At 71.2% G+C, this 19,555-nt stretch carries 13 protein-coding genes; 5 read left to right on the top strand and 8 right to left on the bottom strand.

Going from position 1 to position 19,555, the window contains the following annotated elements:
- Positions 1-15 precede the first annotated feature (15 nt).
- Entirely contained in the window at positions 16-468 is a 453-nt protein-coding gene (locus K8612_RS39160) for a winged helix-turn-helix transcriptional regulator (RefSeq protein WP_373692084.1), read from the bottom strand.
- A gap of 112 nt (positions 469-580) precedes the next feature.
- Between K8612_RS39160 and K8612_RS06275 the strand changes: the two genes are divergently transcribed.
- The gene (locus K8612_RS06275) at positions 581-1,366 is read left to right on the top strand and encodes an SDR family NAD(P)-dependent oxidoreductase (RefSeq protein WP_223761596.1); all 786 of its coding nucleotides are present in this window, start codon (positions 581-583) and stop codon (positions 1,364-1,366) included.
- A 22-nt stretch (positions 1,367-1,388) separates the two neighbouring features.
- Here the strand turns inward: K8612_RS06275 and K8612_RS06270 are convergent, their stop codons facing one another.
- Positions 1,389-1,811: a hypothetical protein gene (locus tag K8612_RS06270; RefSeq protein ID WP_223761595.1), complete on the bottom strand. Its 423-nt coding sequence runs from the start codon at positions 1,809-1,811 to the stop codon at positions 1,389-1,391.
- A gap of 126 nt (positions 1,812-1,937) precedes the next feature.
- Between K8612_RS06270 and K8612_RS06265 the strand changes: the two genes are divergently transcribed.
- From K8612_RS06265 to K8612_RS06255, 3 genes are all read left to right on the top strand, one after another.
- On the top strand, positions 1,938-2,741 hold the full coding sequence (locus K8612_RS06265) for a GNAT family N-acetyltransferase (protein ID WP_223740344.1): 804 nt from the start codon (positions 1,938-1,940) through the stop codon (positions 2,739-2,741).
- Between the two features lie 114 nt (positions 2,742-2,855).
- On the top strand, positions 2,856-4,109 hold the full coding sequence (locus tag K8612_RS06260; protein ID WP_223761594.1) for a hypothetical protein: 1,254 nt from the start codon (positions 2,856-2,858) through the stop codon (positions 4,107-4,109).
- Between the two features lie 203 nt (positions 4,110-4,312).
- On the top strand, positions 4,313-5,773 hold the full coding sequence (locus K8612_RS06255) for a PAS domain-containing sensor histidine kinase (protein ID WP_223740346.1): 1,461 nt from the start codon (positions 4,313-4,315) through the stop codon (positions 5,771-5,773).
- Positions 5,774-5,817: 44 nt separating this feature from the next.
- On the opposite strand, the gene K8612_RS06250 is transcribed toward K8612_RS06255, so the two are convergent.
- Genes K8612_RS06250 through K8612_RS06230 form a run of 5 tightly spaced genes read right to left on the bottom strand, consistent with a single transcriptional unit; the run spans position 5,818 to position 14,380 of the window.
- Entirely contained in the window at positions 5,818-8,097 is a 2,280-nt protein-coding gene (locus tag K8612_RS06250) for a carboxypeptidase-like regulatory domain-containing protein (protein ID WP_223761593.1), read from the bottom strand.
- Between the two features lie 42 nt (positions 8,098-8,139).
- Positions 8,140-10,407 carry a carboxypeptidase-like regulatory domain-containing protein gene (locus tag K8612_RS06245; protein ID WP_223761592.1) on the bottom strand — a complete coding sequence of 756 codons (2,268 nt, stop codon included), beginning with the start codon at positions 10,405-10,407 and terminating at the stop codon, positions 8,140-8,142.
- Between the two features lie 39 nt (positions 10,408-10,446).
- A complete protein-coding gene (locus K8612_RS06240; protein ID WP_223761591.1) occupies positions 10,447-12,696 on the bottom strand; it encodes a carboxypeptidase-like regulatory domain-containing protein in 2,250 nt (749 codons plus the stop codon).
- Between the two features lie 42 nt (positions 12,697-12,738).
- Entirely contained in the window at positions 12,739-13,551 is an 813-nt protein-coding gene (locus K8612_RS06235) for a TIGR02452 family protein (RefSeq protein WP_223761590.1), read from the bottom strand.
- 4 nt (positions 13,552-13,555) lie between these two features.
- On the bottom strand, positions 13,556-14,380 hold the full coding sequence (locus tag K8612_RS06230) for a hypothetical protein (RefSeq protein WP_223761589.1): 825 nt from the start codon (positions 14,378-14,380) through the stop codon (positions 13,556-13,558).
- A gap of 364 nt (positions 14,381-14,744) precedes the next feature.
- On the opposite strand from K8612_RS06230, the gene K8612_RS06225 reads away from it, so the two are divergent.
- Entirely contained in the window at positions 14,745-17,891 is a 3,147-nt protein-coding gene (locus K8612_RS06225; protein WP_223761588.1) for an adenylate/guanylate cyclase domain-containing protein, read from the top strand.
- Positions 17,892-17,897: 6 nt separating this feature from the next.
- On the opposite strand, the gene K8612_RS06220 is transcribed toward K8612_RS06225, so the two are convergent.
- Positions 17,898-19,514: a M28 family metallopeptidase gene (locus tag K8612_RS06220; RefSeq protein WP_223761587.1), complete on the bottom strand. Its 1,617-nt coding sequence runs from the start codon at positions 19,512-19,514 to the stop codon at positions 17,898-17,900.
- Positions 19,515-19,555 lie beyond the last annotated feature (41 nt).

The following is a 19,555-nucleotide window of genomic DNA, read 5'->3' as shown; positions in this document are numbered from 1 at the left end:
CGGCTCCGGGTGGCGCTAGCCTTGTGTTGCCGGCCGCTCCAGGCGCACGTCCTGGACCGTCAGCACCCGGCCATCCGCGGCGCGCACCTCCAGCGGCTTCACCGGCTGCCCGTGTGCCTTGTCGAGCACTCGTGTCCGGGGCTCTCCCGCCTCGAAGCAGTGCGCCTGCCCCCACTGGCCCAGCGCGACCAGGATGGGAAAGAGGCTGCGCCCCTTCTCCGTCAGCACGTACTCCTGCCAGGCGCTGCCGTCCGAGGCCGGCTGCGTTTCGAGGATGCCGTGGTCCACCAGGTGCTTCAGGCGCTGGGCCAGGATGTTCTTCGCCACGCCCAGGCTCTTCTGGAACTCACCGAAGCGGCGCAAGCCGTACTGCGCGTCGCGCACGATGAGCAGCGACCACCAGTCCCCGATGACGTCCAGCGACCGGGCCACCGGGCACACCGCACCTTCCATGCTCGTCCGCTTCACCACCGCCTCCTTCCAGAGGGCCCAGCCACAACGGGTTGCATAACGAAACCGGGCCCTTTATTCATCCGGCAATTGGTTTCATCATGAAACCATTCAGACCGGAGGCAGTCGGATGCGGCTCAAGGGAAAGACGGCGCTGATCACGGGCGGCAACAGTGGCATCGGGCTGGCGACGGCGCGGCTGTTCGTGGCGGAGGGGGCGCGGGTGGCCATCACCGGGCGCAACCGGGAGACGCTGGACGCGGCGGTGAAGGAGCTGGGCGCGAACGTGCTGGCGGTGCAGGCGGACGCCACGGATCCGGCGGCACTGGAGCGCGCGGTGGCGGCGACGGTGGAGCGCTTTGGCGGGCTGGACATCGTGTTCGCCAACGCGGGCATCGTGGCGCAGACGCCCGTGGGCAAGACGACGCAGGACACGTTCGCGTCCGTGCTCCAGACCAACGTCACCGGCGCTTTCTTCACGGTGCAGGCCGCGGCGGCGCACCTGAAGCCCGGCGCGTCGGTCATCCTCACCAGCTCGGTGCACAGTGAGCTGGGGATGCCGGGGTACGCCGCGTATGCCGCGAGCAAGGGCGCGCTCAAGGCGATGGCGAGCGTGCTGGCGGCGGAGCTCGCGCCTCGGGGCATCCGCGTGAACGTCGTGTCTCCCGGCGCGACGAACACACCCATCTGGGAGAAGAACGCGCCCACGCCGGAGGCCTTCGCGAGGATGGAGCGCGGCATGTCCGCCACCATCCCCATGGGGCGCATGGGCAGGCCGGAGGAGATCGCGCGGACGGTGCTCTTCCTCGCGTCGGACGACGCGTCCTACGTGAGCGGGCAGGACCTGTTCGTCGACGGCGGCGTCAACGGCGCGGCGCTGGGCGCGCCCCTGTTCCGCGCGCCCCAGGAGGCTTGAGGAGCAGGAGCTCCGGGGCTGCTCAGGGCGTCGGCTTGTTCCGGGTCGCGGCCTCGCGCGCGGCCTGGAGCGTGTCCTCCACCGCGGACTCCACCGCGTCGCTGACCAGCTCCGGCGCGGAGGTGCGCCAGCGCGCGAGCGCCGCTTCGTGCATCGCTTCGGGGTCCTGGAGCTTCGCGTCCGTCTCCGGCGCCACCTGTGCGATGCAGTCCGGGCACACGCCCTCCAGCGCCCGCGACCACACCTCCAGGTGCGTGGTGATCAGCACGCCCTCCATGGCCAGGGCCTCGCGCAGCCCCCTTCGCCCCGCGCCGCGCATCTGCGCGCCGTGCACGCGGTCCAGCATCGTGCGCATCCAGGAGGCCACCGCCTCCGGCTTCGGACAGGTCTGCCTGCCACAGACCCGGCAGGTCGTCTGCCAGGACTGCCCTTCCATTGGAGTCATCGCGACCCACTCCTCGCACCGGGTTGCGCACCCGCTTTAGCAGGGCCCCTCCCCTCACGCACGTAGACGTGGGCCGCCGTGAATGCGGAGAATCCGACTTCCTGGACCCTGCTGGAGACCCCCCTCATGTCGCGAGCCGAGATCGACGAATCGCATGCGCAGTTCCGTGGAGCCTGGAGGCTCATGACGCTGGGCCTGCCCCACGGAGAGGTCGTGGAGCGCGCGGACGTGTTCATCACCGCGGGTCACGTGACGTGGTCGCTGATGAACATGGCGTTCCTCCACCGGCCGGCGGAGACGGAGGCGGAGCTGCTGCGCGCGGTGGACTCGGCCGCGAGCTATTTCGCGCAGGGGCCGCACGGGTGGGCCTTCACGCTGACGCCGCGGTGGCTGACGCCGGAGCTGCGGGAGCGGGCGGACGCGCTGCTCGCCTCGCGGGGGCTCAAGCCGGGGATGGCCACGACGGGCATGGTGGCGGACCGGCTGCTGGAGCCGGTGCGGCCGCTGCCTCCGCTCGACCTGCGGCCGGTGCGCGACACCTGGGGCTACAACGCCGTCGCGGACGTGAACGCCGCGAGCTACGACACGCCCCAGGCGCTGGGCCGTGAAGCCCTGGCCGCCCCCGGCATCTTCGGTCCCGAGGCCCGGGCCTTCGTCGGCTGCCACGACGGCGAGCCGTCGACGAGCACGGTGGCGCTGCGCGTGGACGGCATCGTCTACATCGCGCTCGTCGCGACGCTCGCGGAGCACCGCCGCAAGAGCGCCGCGGAGACGGTGATGCGGCGCGCGCTGGAGGAGGCCAGGCAGGCGTGGGGGCTGGAGCGCACGGTGCTGCACGCCACGGAGGCCGGCGCGCCCGTCTACCGCCGCATGGGCTACCGGGACGTGGCGCCGTTCGTGTCGTACTTCGCCGCCCCGAAGGGAGCGTGAAGCCAGGCGTCCTCCAGTCAACACCTCCGGAGGCCGCCCGTGGGGGACGGGGGTTGGACCACCGCCCCCGCTGCCTAGCTTGATCGAGCAGCCCCCCAACCCTTGGACCCCACCTTGGCGACTCCCTCTCGCACCCGCGCGCGCCGCTCCACGGCCGCGCTCCTCGGCACGCTCCTCGTCCTGGCCTTCACCTCCGCGCAGGCGCAGTCCGCGCCCACGCCGCTGGAGGACAACCGCACCATCACGCTGGGCTACATCGGCATCGCGTATGAGCTGGGCGGCATCATCGACCCCACGCTGCAACCCGGCGGCACCAGCAGCGCGCGCCCCAACTGGTTCACCTTCGCGCCGCACGCGTCGCAGGCCGGCGGCAAGGGCATGTACGGCGCGGCGCTCGCGCGGCACTTCATCGACAGCGCGCGGCTCCAGCCCTCCCTGTCGCTGACGAACGCGTTGGACCGGCTGGGGCTGAGCGGCGTGCTGCGCCTGCGGCTGCAGGACCTGTCCCTCCAGCTCATCGCGCAGGGCCTGACGGTGGACGCGGCCACGGCCCTCAGCGTGATGACGAGCGCGCTCAACGTCTCGGCGCTCGGGGACACGCGCACCCTGCTGGCCACCGCGTCGCGCATGGGCGCGCTGTACTGGAGCGCTCCGGGCACGGCTCCACTCGACAAGGTGGAGGCCATCGTCATCACGCTGGAGCGCACGCTCCACGAAGGCAACCTCGCCATCTTCAACGACATCGGCGGTTCGGCGCGGCTGTACCTGGACTGGCGCGCCGCGGCCACCGGGCCCATCACCCCCGCGCGCGTGCTCACCGAGTTCACCCTGGCGGGCGCCAGCAACGCGCAGGCACAGCAGGCGTATGCGTACGCCGTCGCGCACGCGGAGGACTCGCCGCGCCCCACCCGCATGGACCTGCTCTTCCCCGGCATGCAGTGGAAGAGCCTGCTCATCGCCGCGTTCGCGCTCTACGAGGACGCCCGGCTCGCGCCCACGCCCGCGCGCCGTGACGCGCTCGTCGCCATGGGCACCAACTTCGTCGCGTGGCGCGAACAGCACGACCAGGCCCAGTCCGTCTTCACGCCCGCGAGCTCGCCCACCGACGAGGTGTCCCGCGCGGCCGTGCTCCAGATACTGACGCCCTTCCTGATGACGGACTTCGGCACCGTGCGCTGGACCTACGCGGACTATGCGTATGCCCAGCCGGACCGCGACGGAAACCCGCTCACCTCCCCTCCTTGCGAGTACAGTTGGGCGGACTTCTGGGACCGGTGGAACGGAATCCTCTTCGCGTTCGAGCAGGCCTACACCCGGCCCACGGAGCTGTGGGTCATGCCTGAACCCCTCACGGATCCGCTGGGCTGACAGACGGCCTGGACGTCCCCTGCGCTGGCTTGACGGGCGCGGGGGCCGTGCGGGAGCGTGCAACCCCGATGAGTCCCCTGCCCGGTGGTCCGTTCGAACCTGTTCGCCAAGCGTCCCAGGACGATGCGTCCTCACCGCGCCCGGCGGCCGCGCGCACACAGCCAGACGCGACCCAGCCCCCGGTCCCGGCCGACGAGGCCAGCATGTCCGCGCAGACCCGCCTGCAGGTCCTGCGGGAGATGATGGCCGAGGCGTTCCTGGCGCTCGACGCGCAGGGGACCATCCATGAGCTCAACCACCGCGCCGCATCGCTGCTGGGCCTGCCGTATGGCACCTGCCAGGGCCTGACGCCGTGGGCGGCCCAGCCGATGCTGGCCGGCACGACGTTGCACGAGCGGCTGCTGGACGCGCTCACCACGCGCGAGCCCTCGCGCTTCCTGTCGGAGCTGCCGTCGGGCGTCTGGCTGGAGCTGTCCGTGCGCCCGGTGGGCGGCGAGATGTGGGTGCTGGCCACGGACATCACCCGCCGTCAGCGCGCGGAGACCGAGGTCGCCCGCACCGAGGAGCGCTTCCGCCAGTTGGGCGAGCGGTTCCAGGTGGCGCTGGAGTCCGCGCAGATGGCGGTCTGGGAGACGAACCTCGTCACCGGGCAGGTGTTCCGCTCGGAGGGGCATGACCGGCTCTACGGCTACCCGCAGCCCCTGGAGGAGTGGACGCACGAGCGGTTCCTCGCGTCGCTGCATCCGGAGGACCGGCCGGAGGTGGAGGCGCAGGTGGCGGCCATCTTCCACAACGACGTGCTGTCGTACTCCTCCACCTTCCGCACGCACTGGCCGGACGACACCTGGCACTGGCTGAACAGCCGGTCGCGGGTCATCCGCGACGCGAACGGCAAGGTGATGGTGGTGCGCGGGGCCATCCTGGACATCACCGCGTTGAAGGAGACGGAGCACGCGTTGCAGGAGGCGGTGCGCACGCGCGACGACTTCCTGTCGGTGGCGAGCCACGAGCTGCGCACGCCGCTCACGTCGCTGCGCCTGCAGGTGGACCTGCTGCGGCGCATGTCCGAGTCGAAGGGCCACGAGCCCGTGGGCTCCGAGAAGGTCACGGTGCGGCTGGACGCGGCGGACCGGCAGCTCAAGCGGCTGGCGGCGCTCTTGGACAACCTGCTGGACGTGAGCCGCATCCGCACGGGCAAGCTGGACTTCGAGCTGGCGCGAGGAGACCTGGCGCCGCTGGTGCAGGACCTGGTGGCGCGCGTCGGTGACGAGGCGAAGCAGGCCGGGGTGGAGCTGGACGCGCGCGTGGAGGGGCCGGCGCCGTGCCGGTTCGACAGGCTGCGGATGGAGCAGGTGGTGAGCAACCTCCTCTCCAATGCGCTGAGGTATGGCCAGGGCACGCCGGTGCAGGTGGCGCTGCGCCGTCAGGACGGGCACCTGCGGCTGACCGTGCGAGACGGCGGCCCGGGAGTCCCGGCCGCCGAGCGCGAGCGCATCTTCCAGCGCTTCGCCCAGGTGCAGGGCTCCGCGCGCACGGGGGGCCTGGGGCTGGGGCTCTACATCGTGCAGCAGATTCTTGAAGCGCACGGCGGCCGCGTCTGGGTGGAGGACGCGCCCGGCGGCGGCGCCGCGTTCGTGGTGACCCTGCCGGTGGACGGGGCGTAGGCGGGCTTCAGGGCACGAGCCACGTGCCTCCACCTGGGCTCACGTCAGCGCGTGTACAGCCTTCCGCCCTTCTGAGCGGGCCGCTCCGAGTCGACGGCATGCACGCCGTCCCGGGACAGGTCCACGGGGATGCGCAGGAGTTCGTCGAGCCCGCTCTCCTCCTCCCGGATGAAGAGCGTGTAGTGCCCGAGGGGCAATCGCCTGAAGTCGAAGCGCGCTCCTGACATGAAGCTGGGGACGAAGAGGGAGTCCCCATCCTCCGACACCCTGGACATCACCCAGGGCTCCGGTGCGAAGCCGGCCCGGATGAGCTCATCCAGGGCTCCGGGTGAGTCTGGCCAGGGGAGGTCTCCCGGCAGGACGAACGCCGTGACGAACTCGCGGGACGCCTTGACGCTCACTTGCAGGTCAGCGGGGCCCTGCCTTGGCTCGAAGTCCCACCGGTGATGCGAAGCCGGAGCCAGGTTGATCAGCCGCGGAGAGAAGGACACCCGCGGCGGTCGGGCCCTTGGTAAGACGTTCAAGGGACTTGCTTCGGCGTGCAGGAAGCACGGGCGATTCGCCGGAACGCTCATCGCGTAATGGCCCACGGCGTCGGTTCTGGCGTTCGCCTTGAATCCACCTTCGCAACGAACCTCCAGGCTCACCCCGGCCAGAGGAACCCGCGCCCCATCCGTCACGGCGCCCTCGAGCTCCGCGCCCGGCACGAGCCGCAACTGCACCGACACCTCATCGGGTTCGAGCCCATGAAGGACGGTCCCTTGCGCCTTCGCGTCCACGCGCAGGAACAGGTGGCGGCCGGCCACATGGTCGAACCGGAAGTGCCCGTCCGCGTCGGTCGTCACCGTGTGAGGCCGACGCCTCCACTTCGTCTCCAGGTCGAAGACCTCCACGAGCGCGACCTCCTGCCCGGGCACACCCGTCTTGCCATCCTCAGAGACGACGCGCCCGTGCACGGTGCGGCCCACGTCGAGGACGACATCCGGGACGGTGAGGATTTCGTGCTCACGTCCCTCCGCCCGCACGAGCGCGGGTGCGAAGCCCTCCGCGTGGATGACCCACTGGTACGTGTGGGACGACGGGACGTTCAGGGCGTATTCGCCACGCGGATCCTCTTCGGAATATTCGTGGACCTTGAAGTGCTCCTGGGGCCGCCCATCCGGCCGCAGGATGCGTCCCTTCAGCAATCCGATGCCGGGACGGAACGTCACCCGTTCTCCCGTTCCCCTTGGAAGCGGCTCGCTGACCCACCAGCGCATGGAGCGGTGGGTGGCCCACTCCAGGCTGGCCGGGGCCTGGAACACGTGCGGAAGGGCGAAGGAGCCATCCGGCTCCACGCGGACTTCGCACCGGCCATTCATGCCCGCGCCATTCAGCGATCCCTGCCCCAGCCAGGCCGTCACCTGCCCCGAGGCAAGCGCCTTGCCTTCGGCGTCCACGGCCACGCCTCGCCAGGGTCCAACATCCTGGATTCCTTCGAAGCTCACCGTCGCTTCCACGCGCTGGCCCGGAAGGACCTGGACCTCGATGGCGCGAGTCCACACACAGTCGCCGGACCCGGGAGCGTACCTGCCAGAGACGCGGTAGCGCCCGGCGCGAAGGTTCTGGAAGATCATCGCGTCAGCGCTCTCCTCCGGGAACAGCTCGTAGGAGCGCTCTTTATCCTCGGCGGAGATCCAGGCGGAAGCGGCGGACGACAGCTTGCCGTCAGGCCTGCGCACCTGGACCCGCAGCGAGCTGAGTCCGCCCATCACCACCGTCAGCGCCGGCTGTGGCGTTGCGAGTTCCAGCCGCGTGGGGCTCCATTCATCCTTCTCCGCGAGGAGCTTCACGGTTCCCGCGGGCACGTTGTCGAAGCGAAAGCGGCCGTCCCCATCGCTTTCGCCATGCAGCGCGGATTCCTCCTCCCCGGTGGGAGTGATCCGGACTTGCGCTCCCGCGACAGGCCGTCCTTCCAGATCCACCACGCGGCCCGCGAACGGCGCCGCACGTTTCAGCGTCAAATCGAGTCGGACCTCCGCACCCGAAGCAATCCGCGCGTCCGTGTGGAGCGTGCGCACGAAACCAGGCGCCTCCGCCTGGAGGACATACCAGCCCGGCATCACCCGAAGCCGCACCGTCCCGGTCGCGTCGGAAGTACCGGACCGGGTGATCAGACTCCCCTCGTCCGCACGGCGAGCCATCAGCGCAACGCCGGGCACGGGCTGTCCCGCCGGATCCACGGTCCGGACGGTGAACGCCACCTCGTCCACGGGCCATCGGGTCTTCTTGCGCACCGTGCGCGGAGCCTCCGCGCAAGCGAGCACCACGGCAACGAGCCCCACCCAACTCCATCGCATGCGTGAAGCATACGCGATGGGCTCACGTCAGCGCGTGTATGGCCTTCCCTCCCCAAGACCGGGCCGCTTGGACCGGATGACGTGCACGCCGGCCCGGGTCAGCTCCACGGGCACGCGCAGGATCGCGTCCGCTCCATCCATCTCGTCCCGGATGAAGAGCGTGTAGTGCCCCAGGGGAAGATGGCTGAAGTGGAAGACCGCCCCCATCATGAACAAGGGAGTGATGCCGTCATCATTGCCATCCGAACCGGAACCGGCACGGATGAGCGCATCCAGGGCTTCGGGCGAGCGGGGCCAGGGGATGTCTCCTGGCAGCACGAACGCGGTGACGAACTCGCGAGACGCCTCGACGCTCACCTTCAGTGAGGCAGCGCCTTGGCGAGGCGCAGGGTCCAGCTCATGGCGCGAGCCGGGCGTCAGCCGGAGCCGCGTCGGAGCGAAGGACACCGGAGGAGGAAGGAATGAATCCCGGACGTTCAGGGGGCTCACGACAGGATGCAGGAAGCACTCGCGGTCTCCCGGGATGTTCACGGCGTAGCGGCCCGCCCCATCCGTTTCAGTGCTCGCCTTGAATCCACCTTCGCAGCGGATCTTGAGGTCCACTCCCGCCAGCGGAACCCGCGCACCATCCGTCACGGAGCCATGCAACCGCGCGTGGGGCACCAGCCGCAACCGCACCGCCGACGCATCGGGTTCGAGCGCCTGGAGCACGGTCCCGTGTTCCTTCGCATCCACGCGCAGGTACTGGCGCCGGCCCGCCACATGCTCGAAGCGGAAACGCCCCTCCGCGTCGGTCATCACCGTCCGCGGGCGATTCGGCCGGGGGCTGCCCAGCTCGAACGCCTCCACGAGCTGGACCTCCTGGTCGGGCACGCCGGTGCGTCCGTCCCTCGCGAAGACGCGGCCCTGCACGGTGCGGCCCTCGTCAAGCACAACGTCCGAGACGTGGAGCACCTCCCCAACCCGCCCTTGCGCGCGCACGAGTGCGGGAGCGAATCCCAGCACGTCGATGACCCACTGATGGGTCTGGGTCATCCACACGGACTGCACGTACTCGCCCCGCGGATTGTTCACGGGGACGCCGCTGACCTCGAAGTAACCCACGGGCCATCCATCCGGGCGCACGACACGACCCTTCAGAGCTCCGACCTCGGGGGGAAATACCAGCGCCTCACCCGTCCCCGCCCCGAACGGGCCCTTCAGCATCCGCGTCGGCGACGGTTCGTCGGAGTTCCAGACCACCTGGAACGGAGGCCCGAGCACACGTGAAAGCGTGAAGGATCCATCCTGCTCCACCCGGGCTTTGCAGCTTCCGCGCAGCCCCAAGGCGTCCTCGCCGCTCTCCCCCATCCAGGCCGTTACCGTTCCACCTCCGAGCGCTCTTCCCTTGTCGTCCATCGCCCGCGCGCGCCACGGCCCGACGCCCTCCACCCCTTCGAAGCTCACCGTCGCTTCCGCCTGCTGCCCCGGAAGCACCTGGACCTCGATGACACGCTGCCACGCGCAGCCCTCCGAGGGCTCGTATCGGCCCGCGACGTGGTAGCGACCCGCGGGAATGGCCAGGAACAAGATGGCCTCGGGGACATGCGTCCAGCGCTTCGTGAGCGGAGGTTCGCCTTCCTCCGCGAGCGAGATCGACACGGACGGCTCGGGCATTCGACGCCGCTGGGGATCCAGCACCTGGACCCGCATCTTGCCGAGCCCCCCCATCACCACCGTCACCTCCGGTGCGGGCGCCGCGAGCTCCAGCCGCGTCGGACTCCAGCCGTCCTTCTCCGCGCGCAGCTTGACGGGCCCAGCGGGCACGCTGTCGAAGTGGAAGCGCCCCTCCGCGTCGCTCTCGGTTGGCGGGACGGGCACGGCCGCCTCGTCGGAGAGGCCGAGCTCAAGCCGTGCCCCCGTGACGGGCCGCCCTTCCAGATCCACCACGCGGCCCGCGAACGGCGCCGCGCGCACCAGCGTCATGTCCCAGTGAACCTCTTCACCGAAAGGGACCCGCGCATCCGTGCGGATCACACTGACGAAGCCGGGCGCCTCCGCCTGCAGGACATACCAGCCCGGCATCACCCGAAGGAGGGCCGTGCCGTTCGCATCCGTGGTGCCCCCTCTGGCAACGGTCGACCCGCGATCCGCGCGGCGCGCCACCAGGGACACACCCAGAACCGGCTGATTCGCCGCATCCACGACGCGGACGCGCACCGCCACCTCGTCGAGCGGCCATCGCTTCAACACCGGCTGCGGCGCCTCCGCGCACGCGAGCACCACGGCCAAGAGCCCCACCCAGCTCCATCGCATGCCCCGCAGCGTAGCAGGACATCGTGAGGAATGGCCCCGTCAGGGAACGAAACGCACGCCCCCCACCACGGCGCGCTTCGTCTCGAACCTGTGGACGCCCGGCTCCGTGAGGTTCACGGAGTAGCGGAGCGCGACGACCCCATCCAGGTTTCCGAGCACGAACACCGTGTAGCGCCCCAGCGGCAGGTGGCTGAACCGGGGCTCACGTCTGGAGCGATAGAACTCGTTCTCTTCCTCTCGCTCCGGGCGTTGCTCGGCGGGGGCCATATCCGGTTCGGCGGCGGAAACGATCAGCGCGTCCATGGCGTCCGCCGTCGACGGCATCGGCACGTCCCCCGGCACGAGGATGACCCTATCCCACTCGCCCGCATCCGGAAACGAGACCTGCACGGAAGCAGGCCCCGTGTACGGCCGCAGCTCCACCTGGACCGTCCCTCCTGGACGGCCACTGTTGAACCGCAGGGGCCAGAAGACTCGCAATGGGGGCATGGGCCAACCGGCGGGTCCATTGGGTGGATAGACGCGCAAGACACACCCGCGCTCCGGGACGACCGGCAGCCTGAACCGTCCCTCCGCGTCGGTGACGGGCAACCGGTCGGGATAGACTTGGCACCCGACCAACAGGCTGAAGCCCTGCAAGGGGCGCCCGGCTTCGTCCACCATCGTGCCAGCCAGCGTGGCCTCCGGACCGAGCGGCACCGTCACCTCTTCCACGTCCGCGCTCAAAGGCTGTGAGGCCGTTCCTTCTTCTTTCGTCTCCGCATCGAGGATGAACGGCTCGCGCGGCACGTGCTCCAGCACGTAGCGGCCATCCGGATCCACGCCCAGGATCGGCTGGGACCAGGCGAACGTCGACTCGCGCCCGGGCAACGGCCGCAGTTCGATTCTTCCCTTTGACGTGGCGGGCTGCCCGTTCTCCCGCACGAGCCGGACGCGCACGGTGCGGCCTGCCTTCAGGGTCACGTCTGGCAGGACGGTCCGCTCCTCCCGGAGCTCCACCCGCGTGCGCGTGTTCGCGAGCCCCTCCGCCGCGAAGAAGAGGCTCGCGGGCCCGAATCCTTCAAAGAAGCAGCGATAGCGCCCTTCCGGATCCTCGTAGGTATCCGAGTTCACCTTGAAACGGGTCAGGGCCTTTCCGTCCGGGCCCATCACGCGTCCCTCCACGAAGGGACTGGGACGCCGCTCCAGCGTCACGTCCTTCGCATCCGGCTCGAACGCGACCTTCGCGGTGCCACGGGAGACCTCCACGCGGACCGGTCCCCGCGACAGATGTTCCAACGTGAAGCGCCCTTCCGCGTCGGTCCGGGTGGAACTCTCGCTCGCGAAGGCATCCTTCCTCGCATCACCCACCCAGGCGCTCAGCCCAACATCCGCCAGGGGCTGGCCATCCGCGCCGACGACCCGGCCCCGCAGCGGCGCGCGTTCCGTCACACCCTCGAAGCGGAGCGCAAGCTCGCGGGTCTGCCCCGCCACGACCCCCACTTCCGTGGAAGTGGTCCACGTCGCGTCATCTCCCACCGAATGGGTGAACGTCACCCGATAGCGCCCTGCCTCCAGGCCCCGGTACACCCTGGCGTCCTTCACGTGCTCGTCAAACCAGATGCCCTCTTCCACCACGGGTTCGAGCGCCTGGAGCGTCACGTTCGGCCAGTCCACCGGACGTCCATCCGGCGCGAAGCCAGTCACCCGCAGCGTGCCCTGCTCGCGCAGGACGAGCGTCAGCTCCACCGGTCGCGCGTCGTGCACCCACCGCGCGTCGCTGTAGCCGCTGCGACGTGCCAGCAACACGCCCGGGCCGGGCCCCATGCCTTCGAACCGGAAGGTTCCGTCCGGGTTCCCCTCGAGGTCCAGCCGGGGCGCCGTCGTGTCCGCCGGGATCCACGAGAGCGACACGGCCTGAATGGGCTGGCCCGCGCCATCCACCACGCGCCCGGGGACGGCCTTGGAGGGCCGGAGCGTCATCGTCACAGTGGCCGGGTGTTCACGCCCGAGCCGCACGTCCGGGTCCACGAACGTCTGGTAGCCCGGGGCCTCGGCGGTGAAGACGTACCAGCCGGGCGGCACCGTCAACGTGGCCTCGCCCCGGGCATCCGTCGTGCCCCTGAAGACCTCGGGCGGATCCACCGAGGCCTGCCGGATCCGGAACACGATGCCGGGAAGCGGATGACCCTCCGCGTCCTTCGCCAGCACCGTGAGCCGCGCCGCTTCGGACACGGACACCGGCGTCTGATTCGACACGCCCGCGCACGCGAGCACCACGGCCAAGAGCCCCACCCAGCTCCATCGCATGCGCCCAAGCCTAGCAGGCGCGCATGAACGCCAGACAGGCCCTCAGCCGAAGCGCTCGCGGAAGGTGCTCAGGTTCGGCCCCTTCCCGCCGCGCTCGTACACCGCGAACACCACGCGGCTGAACGCGCCCGCCATCGTGGACAGCCCTCGCGCGAAGGCCTCCGCCGCGTCGTGCGGGTTGTTGCGGAACGCGCCGCAGCCCCACGCCCCCAGGATGAGCGTGCGGTGCCCGTGATGCGCCGCCACCTGCAACACCTTGAGCGCCCGCGCGGACAACACCTCACGAAGCTTCTGCGCGACCTCCGGATCCTTCGCCGGCAGCTCCCTCGCGTTGGGCGCGGGCGCCGTCAGCACCGACACGGAGAACGGCCGCTCCAGCAGATCGTGGTGCTCGTTGCGGAAGAACGGCACGTCCGGCGAATAGATGAAGTGGTCCGTGTACAGCGGCGAGCGCAGCTTGCGGTTCACGTCGTAGTACTCCGGCCACTTCAACAGGCACGGGTACAGCGCCGAGCACCGCGCCAGGTCCTCCTCCTGCGCCTTCGCGCCCGTGAGGAAGCCGCCGCCCGGGTTCACCGCCGACGCGAAGTTGAGCGCCAGCACCCGTTGCTCGCCCTCCTGCTCCACCAGCCGGCGCGCGGCGTCGCCCGTCTTCTCCGGCGTCACCTCGATGGTGAAGCGCGGCACCGGCGCGGGCCGCGTGAGGCCCTCGAAGTCCCCGGGGCGCACCAGCACCGTGCCCTCCACCGCGCGCGCCACCGCGTCGCGGATGGACACCGGCCTCCCGGACAGCGGCACGTACGTGCCCTGCTCCAGGATGTGAAGGGTCTCGTCCGCGACGCGGTTCAACGACATGGCGTCACTCGCAGCCGATGCGCTCGGGCGCCACCGCGAGGTCGTCGATCCACGTCTCCGACTCGGAGTCGCCCTTCGGGTGCACGAAGCCGTAGCCCACCCCGAAGTTGGTGAACGGCCGGATGCCCACGTTCGGGAAGTCGTAGGCCTGCTTCCCGTCCACCCACACCAGCGCGTGGCCCGTGGTGGCGGAGCTGTCCGCGCGCTCCACGCCCCACTCGATGCAGGTCCACGTGTTGGGTGACACCGTGACCTTCGTGTCCTCCTGGAGGTTCCAGCCCGTGCCCTTGATGCCGCTCCAGTCATCCAGCGCGAAGGCGCCGTTGTGCATGCCCTGCAGCTCGATGCCGCCGAAGTCGTTGTCCTTCGGCGAGAAGAGGATGAAGTACGTCCCCATCACGCCCACCGGCGAGGCCCGGTTCAGGTACACGTACGCGCGCGTGTAGAGCTTCGTGCCGAACGCAGGAATGTCCTTGCGCAGGTGCGCGATGGCCTGCTGGTCCCCCGAGCCCGTGTCCTCGTTGTAGCCCGGGTCCGTCTTCACGTGCACCGCGTTGCGGCCGGAGCGGGGGCGCGTGCTGTCGATGGCGATGGTGGCGTGGTGGTCCTCGTCCGGCTGCCGCCAGCCGTTCTCCCCCTTCTCGAAGTCCTCGCAGATGTACGCGGAGGCCGGGCACTGGCCATTGCCCGTGCTGGTGCCGCCGTCCGTGTTCGTGCCCGCGTCCGTGCCCGAGTCCGGGGTGTTGTCCGTCTTGTCGTCGCCGCAGGCCGAAAGCGCGCCCACCGCGAGGGAAGCCATCATCAACGCCAGTGCCGAAGTCGAACGCATGAGTCCTTCCAGGAAGAGGCGTCGCGCCCTCGCGCTCGTGCCGCGGGGACGGGACGTGTCTCCGTCCTAACACGGCCCCCCGTCCTCCTTGGAATGGGGCCTGACAGACCCCGGCGGTGGCGGCGAGCGGGCAGGCGGTGACGGCCAGCCCCGCGGGGCCATGCGGGTGTCGTCCATGGATGGATGCGCGCGCGGCGCGATCACAATTGCTCAGTAGCGGCGCACGACCCCGCCCGGCAGGTGCGCGTTGCCGTTCCAGCCCGTACTGCTTTCCATGTGGAGCGCCAGCGGCACGGGCGTCACCCTCACGGGCGACAGGAGGGTGGGAGCGGGTGGGGGTTCCTGGCATCGGGGAGAGCGGGAGATGGGAGAGCCCTTCCGAAGACTCACGGTCGTCGCGCCCCCGGCCGACGAGGGCGCCTCCGTCCGTGCTCCGCCGTCCGCCCGGCACCTGCCGCCCACCGGCTCGGTGGCGCTCGTCTTCACGGACATCCAGGGGTCCACCCGGCTGTGGGAGCGCTGCGGCCAGGCCATGCGCGACGCGCTGGAGCTGCATGACGGCGTGCTGCGCGCGCTGCTCGCGGGCACCGACGGCTACGAGGTGAAGTCGCAGGGCGACGCCTTCATGGTCGCGTTCGCCTCGCCGGTGGAGGCGGCGCACTGGTGCCTGCGCGCGCAGGAGGCGCTGCTGCACGCGAGCTGGCCGGAGGCGTTGCTCGACGAACCGGACGCCGCGGAGGAGCACACGCCGGAGGGGCTGAGCCACCGGGGGCTGCGCGTGCGCATGGGCGTGCACGTGGGCGAGCCCGACTGCCGCCTGGATCCGGCCACGCACCGGCTGGACTACCTGGGGCCTCCGGTGAACATCGCGGCGCGGGTCGCGGACGCGGGGCACGGCGGACAGGTGCTGCTGAGCGGCGCGGCGTGGGCCCGCGTCCAGCCGGAGCTGGCCGCGCTGGGGATGCCCATCGCGCGCTCGCTGGGGTCCTTCCGCCTGCGCGGCGTGAGCGACAGCGTGGCGCTGGTGGAGCTGTTGCCCGCGTCCCTCGCGCACCGCCGCTTCGGCCCCCTGCGCGCCCCGCGCGAGCGGCCCGGCAACGTGCCCACGCTGCGGCAGGACCTGGTGGGGCGCGCGGAGGAGCTGGACACGCTCCGCCAGTGGGTGTCGGAGGGCGCGCGGCTGATCAGCATCCTGGGCCCGGGTGGCATGGGCAAGACGCGGCTGGCCACGCACTTCGGCGCGCTGGCGTCGGACGCGGGCACGTGGGAGGGCGGCGTCTGGCGGTGCGACCTGGAGGAGGCGGTGACGGAGGGCGACCTCTGCCACGCGGTGGGCCGGGCCCTGGGCGTGCCGCTCACGGCGGACGGAGACGGCAGCACGCCCGCGGAGCGGCTGGGGCACGCGCTCGCGGGGTGTGGCGACGTGCTGGTCATCCTGGACAACGTGGAGCAGGTGGTGCGGCACGTGCCCGCGACGCTGGGGCGCTGGCGGGTGCTGGCGCCGCGCGCGCGCTTCCTCGTCACCACGCGAGAGGCCCTGCGCCTGCCCGGGGAGCGCGTGCTGGACCTGGCCCCGCTGGGCCTGCCGGATCCGGACGAGGCGCGCTGGGACGTCATCCTGCGCTCGGACGCGGTGCGCCTGTTCGTGCAGCGGGCCCGGGAGACGCGCGGCGACTTCATGCTGACGGACGCGGACGCCCCGCGCGTCGCGGACATCGTGCGGCAGTTGGACGGCATCGCGCTGGCCATCGAGCTGGCCGCGGCGCGCGTGAGCGTGCTGGGCGTGGAGCAACTGCTCGAGCGGCTGTCGAAGCGCTTCGACCTGCTGCGCCTGGGACGGCGGGACGCCCCCGCGCGACAGGCGACGCTGCGGGGGGCCATCGACTGGTCGTGGAACCTGCTGGCGCCCGCCGAGCGCGCGGCGCTGGCGCAGTGCTCGGTGTTCCGGGGCGGCTTCACGCTGGAGGCCGCCGAAGCCGTGCTGGTGCTGCCGGAGGGCTCTCCGGACGTGCTGGAGGTGGTGCACTCGCTGCGCTCCCAGTCGCTGCTCTGCGCGCGCGAGGTGGGGGCGCCCGGCGGCTTCCTGCGCCTGGGGCTGTACGAGAGCATCCGCGAGTACGCGATGCTGCGGCTGCGCGAGACGGGAGACGAGGCGGCCTGCGAGGCCCGGCACGCGGACACGTACCTCCAGGTCGCGAGCCGGCTGAGGGAGCGCGTGCGCAAGACGGGCGGCGCGACGGCGCTGCGGCGGCTGGCCCTGGAGCGCGAGAACCTGCTGACCGCGTGCGACAACGCGATGGCCGTCCGTCCCGCGACCGCCGAGTCCCTGGGCCGCGCGCTGGAGACGCTGGTGGCGCTGGAGCCGGATGCGCGCACGCGCGGGCCGGTGGGCCTGCTCGTGGAGCGGCTGGAGCGGGCGCTGGAGGCGTCCGCCCACGTCGCCGTGGCGCCGCTGAAGCGCGCGGAGGCGCTGGCGGTGCTGGGGCGCTCGTACATGGACGCGGGCCTGGCGGAGTTCGCGCGCCAGGCCCTGGAGGAGGCGCGCGGCGTCTTCCACACGCTGGGCGAGACGGCGTCGGAGAAGCGCGTGCTCGTGGACCTGTCCATCGTCGCGCGCCACGCCGGGGACGGGGCCGCCGCGTGGACGCTGATGCGCGACGCGCAGGCGCTGCCCTCCGGGAGCGACCGCTGGCTGGAGGCCTACGCGGTGGGCAACCTGGGCCTCGTCGAACAGGTGCGCCGCGGACCGGAGGCGGCCATCCCCCACCTGCGCGCGGCGCTGGCGCTGTTCCGCGAGGTGGGCGACGTGACGTTCGAGGTGGGCTTCCTCACCAACTGCGCGGTCGCCATCGGCGAGGCGGGCGACGGCGGCGAGGCCGTGATGCTCCTGGGCGAGGCGCTGGGCCGCGCGCTGAGCGTGGAGGACCGCGCGGGTCAGGCGCTCGCGCGGATCAACCTGGGCTGCTACCTGATGGACGCGGGCGGCATCGGGGAGGCCTGCGAACACCTGGAGTCCGCGGTGCGCCTGTCGCGGCTGCTGGGGCAGCGGCTGCTGGAGGGCACGGCGCTGGGGGAGCTGGGCCGCGCCTCGCTCGCCCGGGGTGACTGGAAGCAGGCGCGCGCGGCGCTGACGGAGGCGATCACCATCCTGGGCCGCGCGTCCCGTTGGCAGGCCCTGCGGTTCATCGCGCACCGGGCCGCGCTGGACGCCGCGTGCGGGGAGCTGCCCGCCGCGCGGGAGGGCTTCGCCAGCCTGGAGGGCGCCCCCGAGCTGCGCGACGACCCTGCCCTCTTCCAGCTCGTGGACCTGCTCCACGCCGCGCTCGACCTGGCCGAGGCCGACGCCGCGCCCCCGCGGAGCGTCGAAGGCAACGACGCCAGGGCCGCCGCCCGCCGCCGCATCGAAGCGGCCCGGAACGCCCCGCGCGAGACCGCGTCGTCCGACATCCGCTGCGCGCTCCGCTTCCTGGAGGCCCGCCCCGGCATCAACGACCCGCGCCTGGACGCGTGAAGGCGCTCAGGGGGCCGGGGCCGGCTTCGCGAAGCGGCGGAAGAAGCTGTCGTCGTTCCAGTACGGCCGGCCGGGGGCATCCGCCACGGCGTTCGTCATCGCGGTCAGGAAGGTGATGAAGCGCGCGGCGCCTTCATGGTCCACGGGCTGCTGGGTCAGGTCATCCGAGGGCGCGTGGTAGCGCTCGGTCAGCCACTGCTTGAACACCTTCTGCTCCTCCGACCCCGGCGTGTAGCCGAACTTGAAGAACAGCGCGGGCACGCCCTCGCGGATGAACGAGTACTGATCGCTGCGCACGAACAGGTTGCGGTCCGGCTCCGGATCCGGGAGCACCTGCACGTCCAGCTTCGCCGCCACCTCCGCCAGCGGCACCGCGAGCGAGGACTCGTCCTTGCCGTGCGCCACCACGGAGGTGAACGGCCAGTGGGGCATGAACATGTCCAGGTTGAAGTCCGCCACGATGGAGGTGATGGGCACCGGCGGACGGGACGCGAAGTACTTCGACCCGAGCAGCCCCTTCTCCTCCCCCGTCACCAGCGCGAACACCACCGAGCGCTTCGGCTTCTGCGGCTGCTCATGCAGCCGCCGCGCGACCTCCAGCACCGCCGCCACGCCGGACGCGTTGTCCATGGCGCCGTTGTAGATGCGGTCCCCCTTCACCGGCTCGCCCACGCCCACGTGGTCCAGGTGCGCGCTGAGCACCACGTACTCCTTCGCGAGCACCGGATCCGCGCCCGGCATCACGCCCACCACGTTCATGGACTTGAGCGGCTTCACGTCGAAGGCCAGCTTCGCCTTCAGGCGCAGCGGCAGGTCGAACTTCGGCAGCGGCTTGTCCGCGTTGGCCAGCGCCACCAGCTCCTCGTAGGTGTGCGGCGCGCCCTCCAGCCACTGCTGCGACCGCTCCACGTTCGCCACCACCGCGACCTTCAACCCGCGAGAGTCGTTGAGCGACGCATCCGCGAACACCACCGTGGGGTTCTTGTTGGCGCCCACCATGCGCTCCCACGGCAGCTCCAGCAGCTTCGGGTTCTGGAGGTACACGACCCCCACGACCCCCGCCGCCTTGAGCACCTTCATCCGCTCTTCCCACGAGGAGAAGTGCGACTTCACCGGCCCGGGGATGTTCCCCGGCCCGCCCTGGAGCAGCACCACCACCTTGCCCTTCAGGTCCAGGCCCGCGTAGTCGTCGTGGCCCAGCTCCGGGATGGACAGGCCGTAGCCCACGAACACCAGCGGCGCGTCCACGGTGCCGTTATCACCCTGCCGCGACGACAGCACGACGTCCTCGCCCTGCACCAGCGGCAGCACCTTGCCGTCCTTCACCAGCGCGACGCTGGACCTGGACTCGAGGACGCGGCGCGACTGCAACACCATGGGCTGCAGGAAGCCCGTCTTCAGCATCGGCTTCACGCCCAGCGCGGCCAGCTCCTTGGACACGTAGCCCGCGGCCGTCGCGTAGCCCTTGCTGCCCGTGTCGCGCCCCTCCATCGCGTCACTGGCCAGGACCTCCACGTGCTTCCACCAACGATTCTCGGCGGGCTTGGATGCGGGAGCCTCCGCGGCGAAGACCCCGGAGGAGACGAACAGCGCGAGCGCGGCGGCGGACGAGACCCGTTTCATGCCCCGGAGCATCCAGGGCGAAGCGGGGGCATGCAACCGGG

This window comes from Corallococcus sp. AS-1-6 (assembly GCF_020037015.1).
Lineage (GTDB): Bacteria > Myxococcota > Myxococcia > Myxococcales > Myxococcaceae > Corallococcus.
Note: the sequence above shows the minus strand (reverse complement) of the source record. Positions and strands in the feature narration are given on the sequence as shown.

What these genes read in the sequence shown, in the direction of transcription:
- K8612_RS06275 (WP_223761596.1), top strand. Translation starts at nt 581, where the DNA reads ATGCGGCTCAAGGGAAAGACGGCGCTGATCACGGGCGGCAACAGTGGC.
- K8612_RS06270 (WP_223761595.1), bottom strand. Translation starts at nt 1,811, where the DNA reads ATGACTCCAATGGAAGGGCAGTCCTGGCAGACGACCTGCCGGGTCTGT.
- K8612_RS06265 (WP_223740344.1), top strand. Translation starts at nt 1,938, where the DNA reads ATGTCGCGAGCCGAGATCGACGAATCGCATGCGCAGTTCCGTGGAGCC.
- K8612_RS06255 (WP_223740346.1), top strand. Translation starts at nt 4,313, where the DNA reads ATGTCCGCGCAGACCCGCCTGCAGGTCCTGCGGGAGATGATGGCCGAG.
- K8612_RS06245 (WP_223761592.1), bottom strand. Translation starts at nt 10,407, where the DNA reads ATGCGATGGAGCTGGGTGGGGCTCTTGGCCGTGGTGCTCGCGTGCGCG.
- K8612_RS06240 (WP_223761591.1), bottom strand. Translation starts at nt 12,696, where the DNA reads ATGCGATGGAGCTGGGTGGGGCTCTTGGCCGTGGTGCTCGCGTGCGCG.
- K8612_RS06235 (WP_223761590.1), bottom strand. Translation starts at nt 13,551, where the DNA reads ATGTCGTTGAACCGCGTCGCGGACGAGACCCTTCACATCCTGGAGCAG.
- K8612_RS06230 (WP_223761589.1), bottom strand. Translation starts at nt 14,380, where the DNA reads ATGCGTTCGACTTCGGCACTGGCGTTGATGATGGCTTCCCTCGCGGTG.
- K8612_RS06225 (WP_223761588.1), top strand. Translation starts at nt 14,745, where the DNA reads ATGGGAGAGCCCTTCCGAAGACTCACGGTCGTCGCGCCCCCGGCCGAC.
- K8612_RS06220 (WP_223761587.1), bottom strand. Translation starts at nt 19,514, where the DNA reads ATGAAACGGGTCTCGTCCGCCGCCGCGCTCGCGCTGTTCGTCTCCTCC.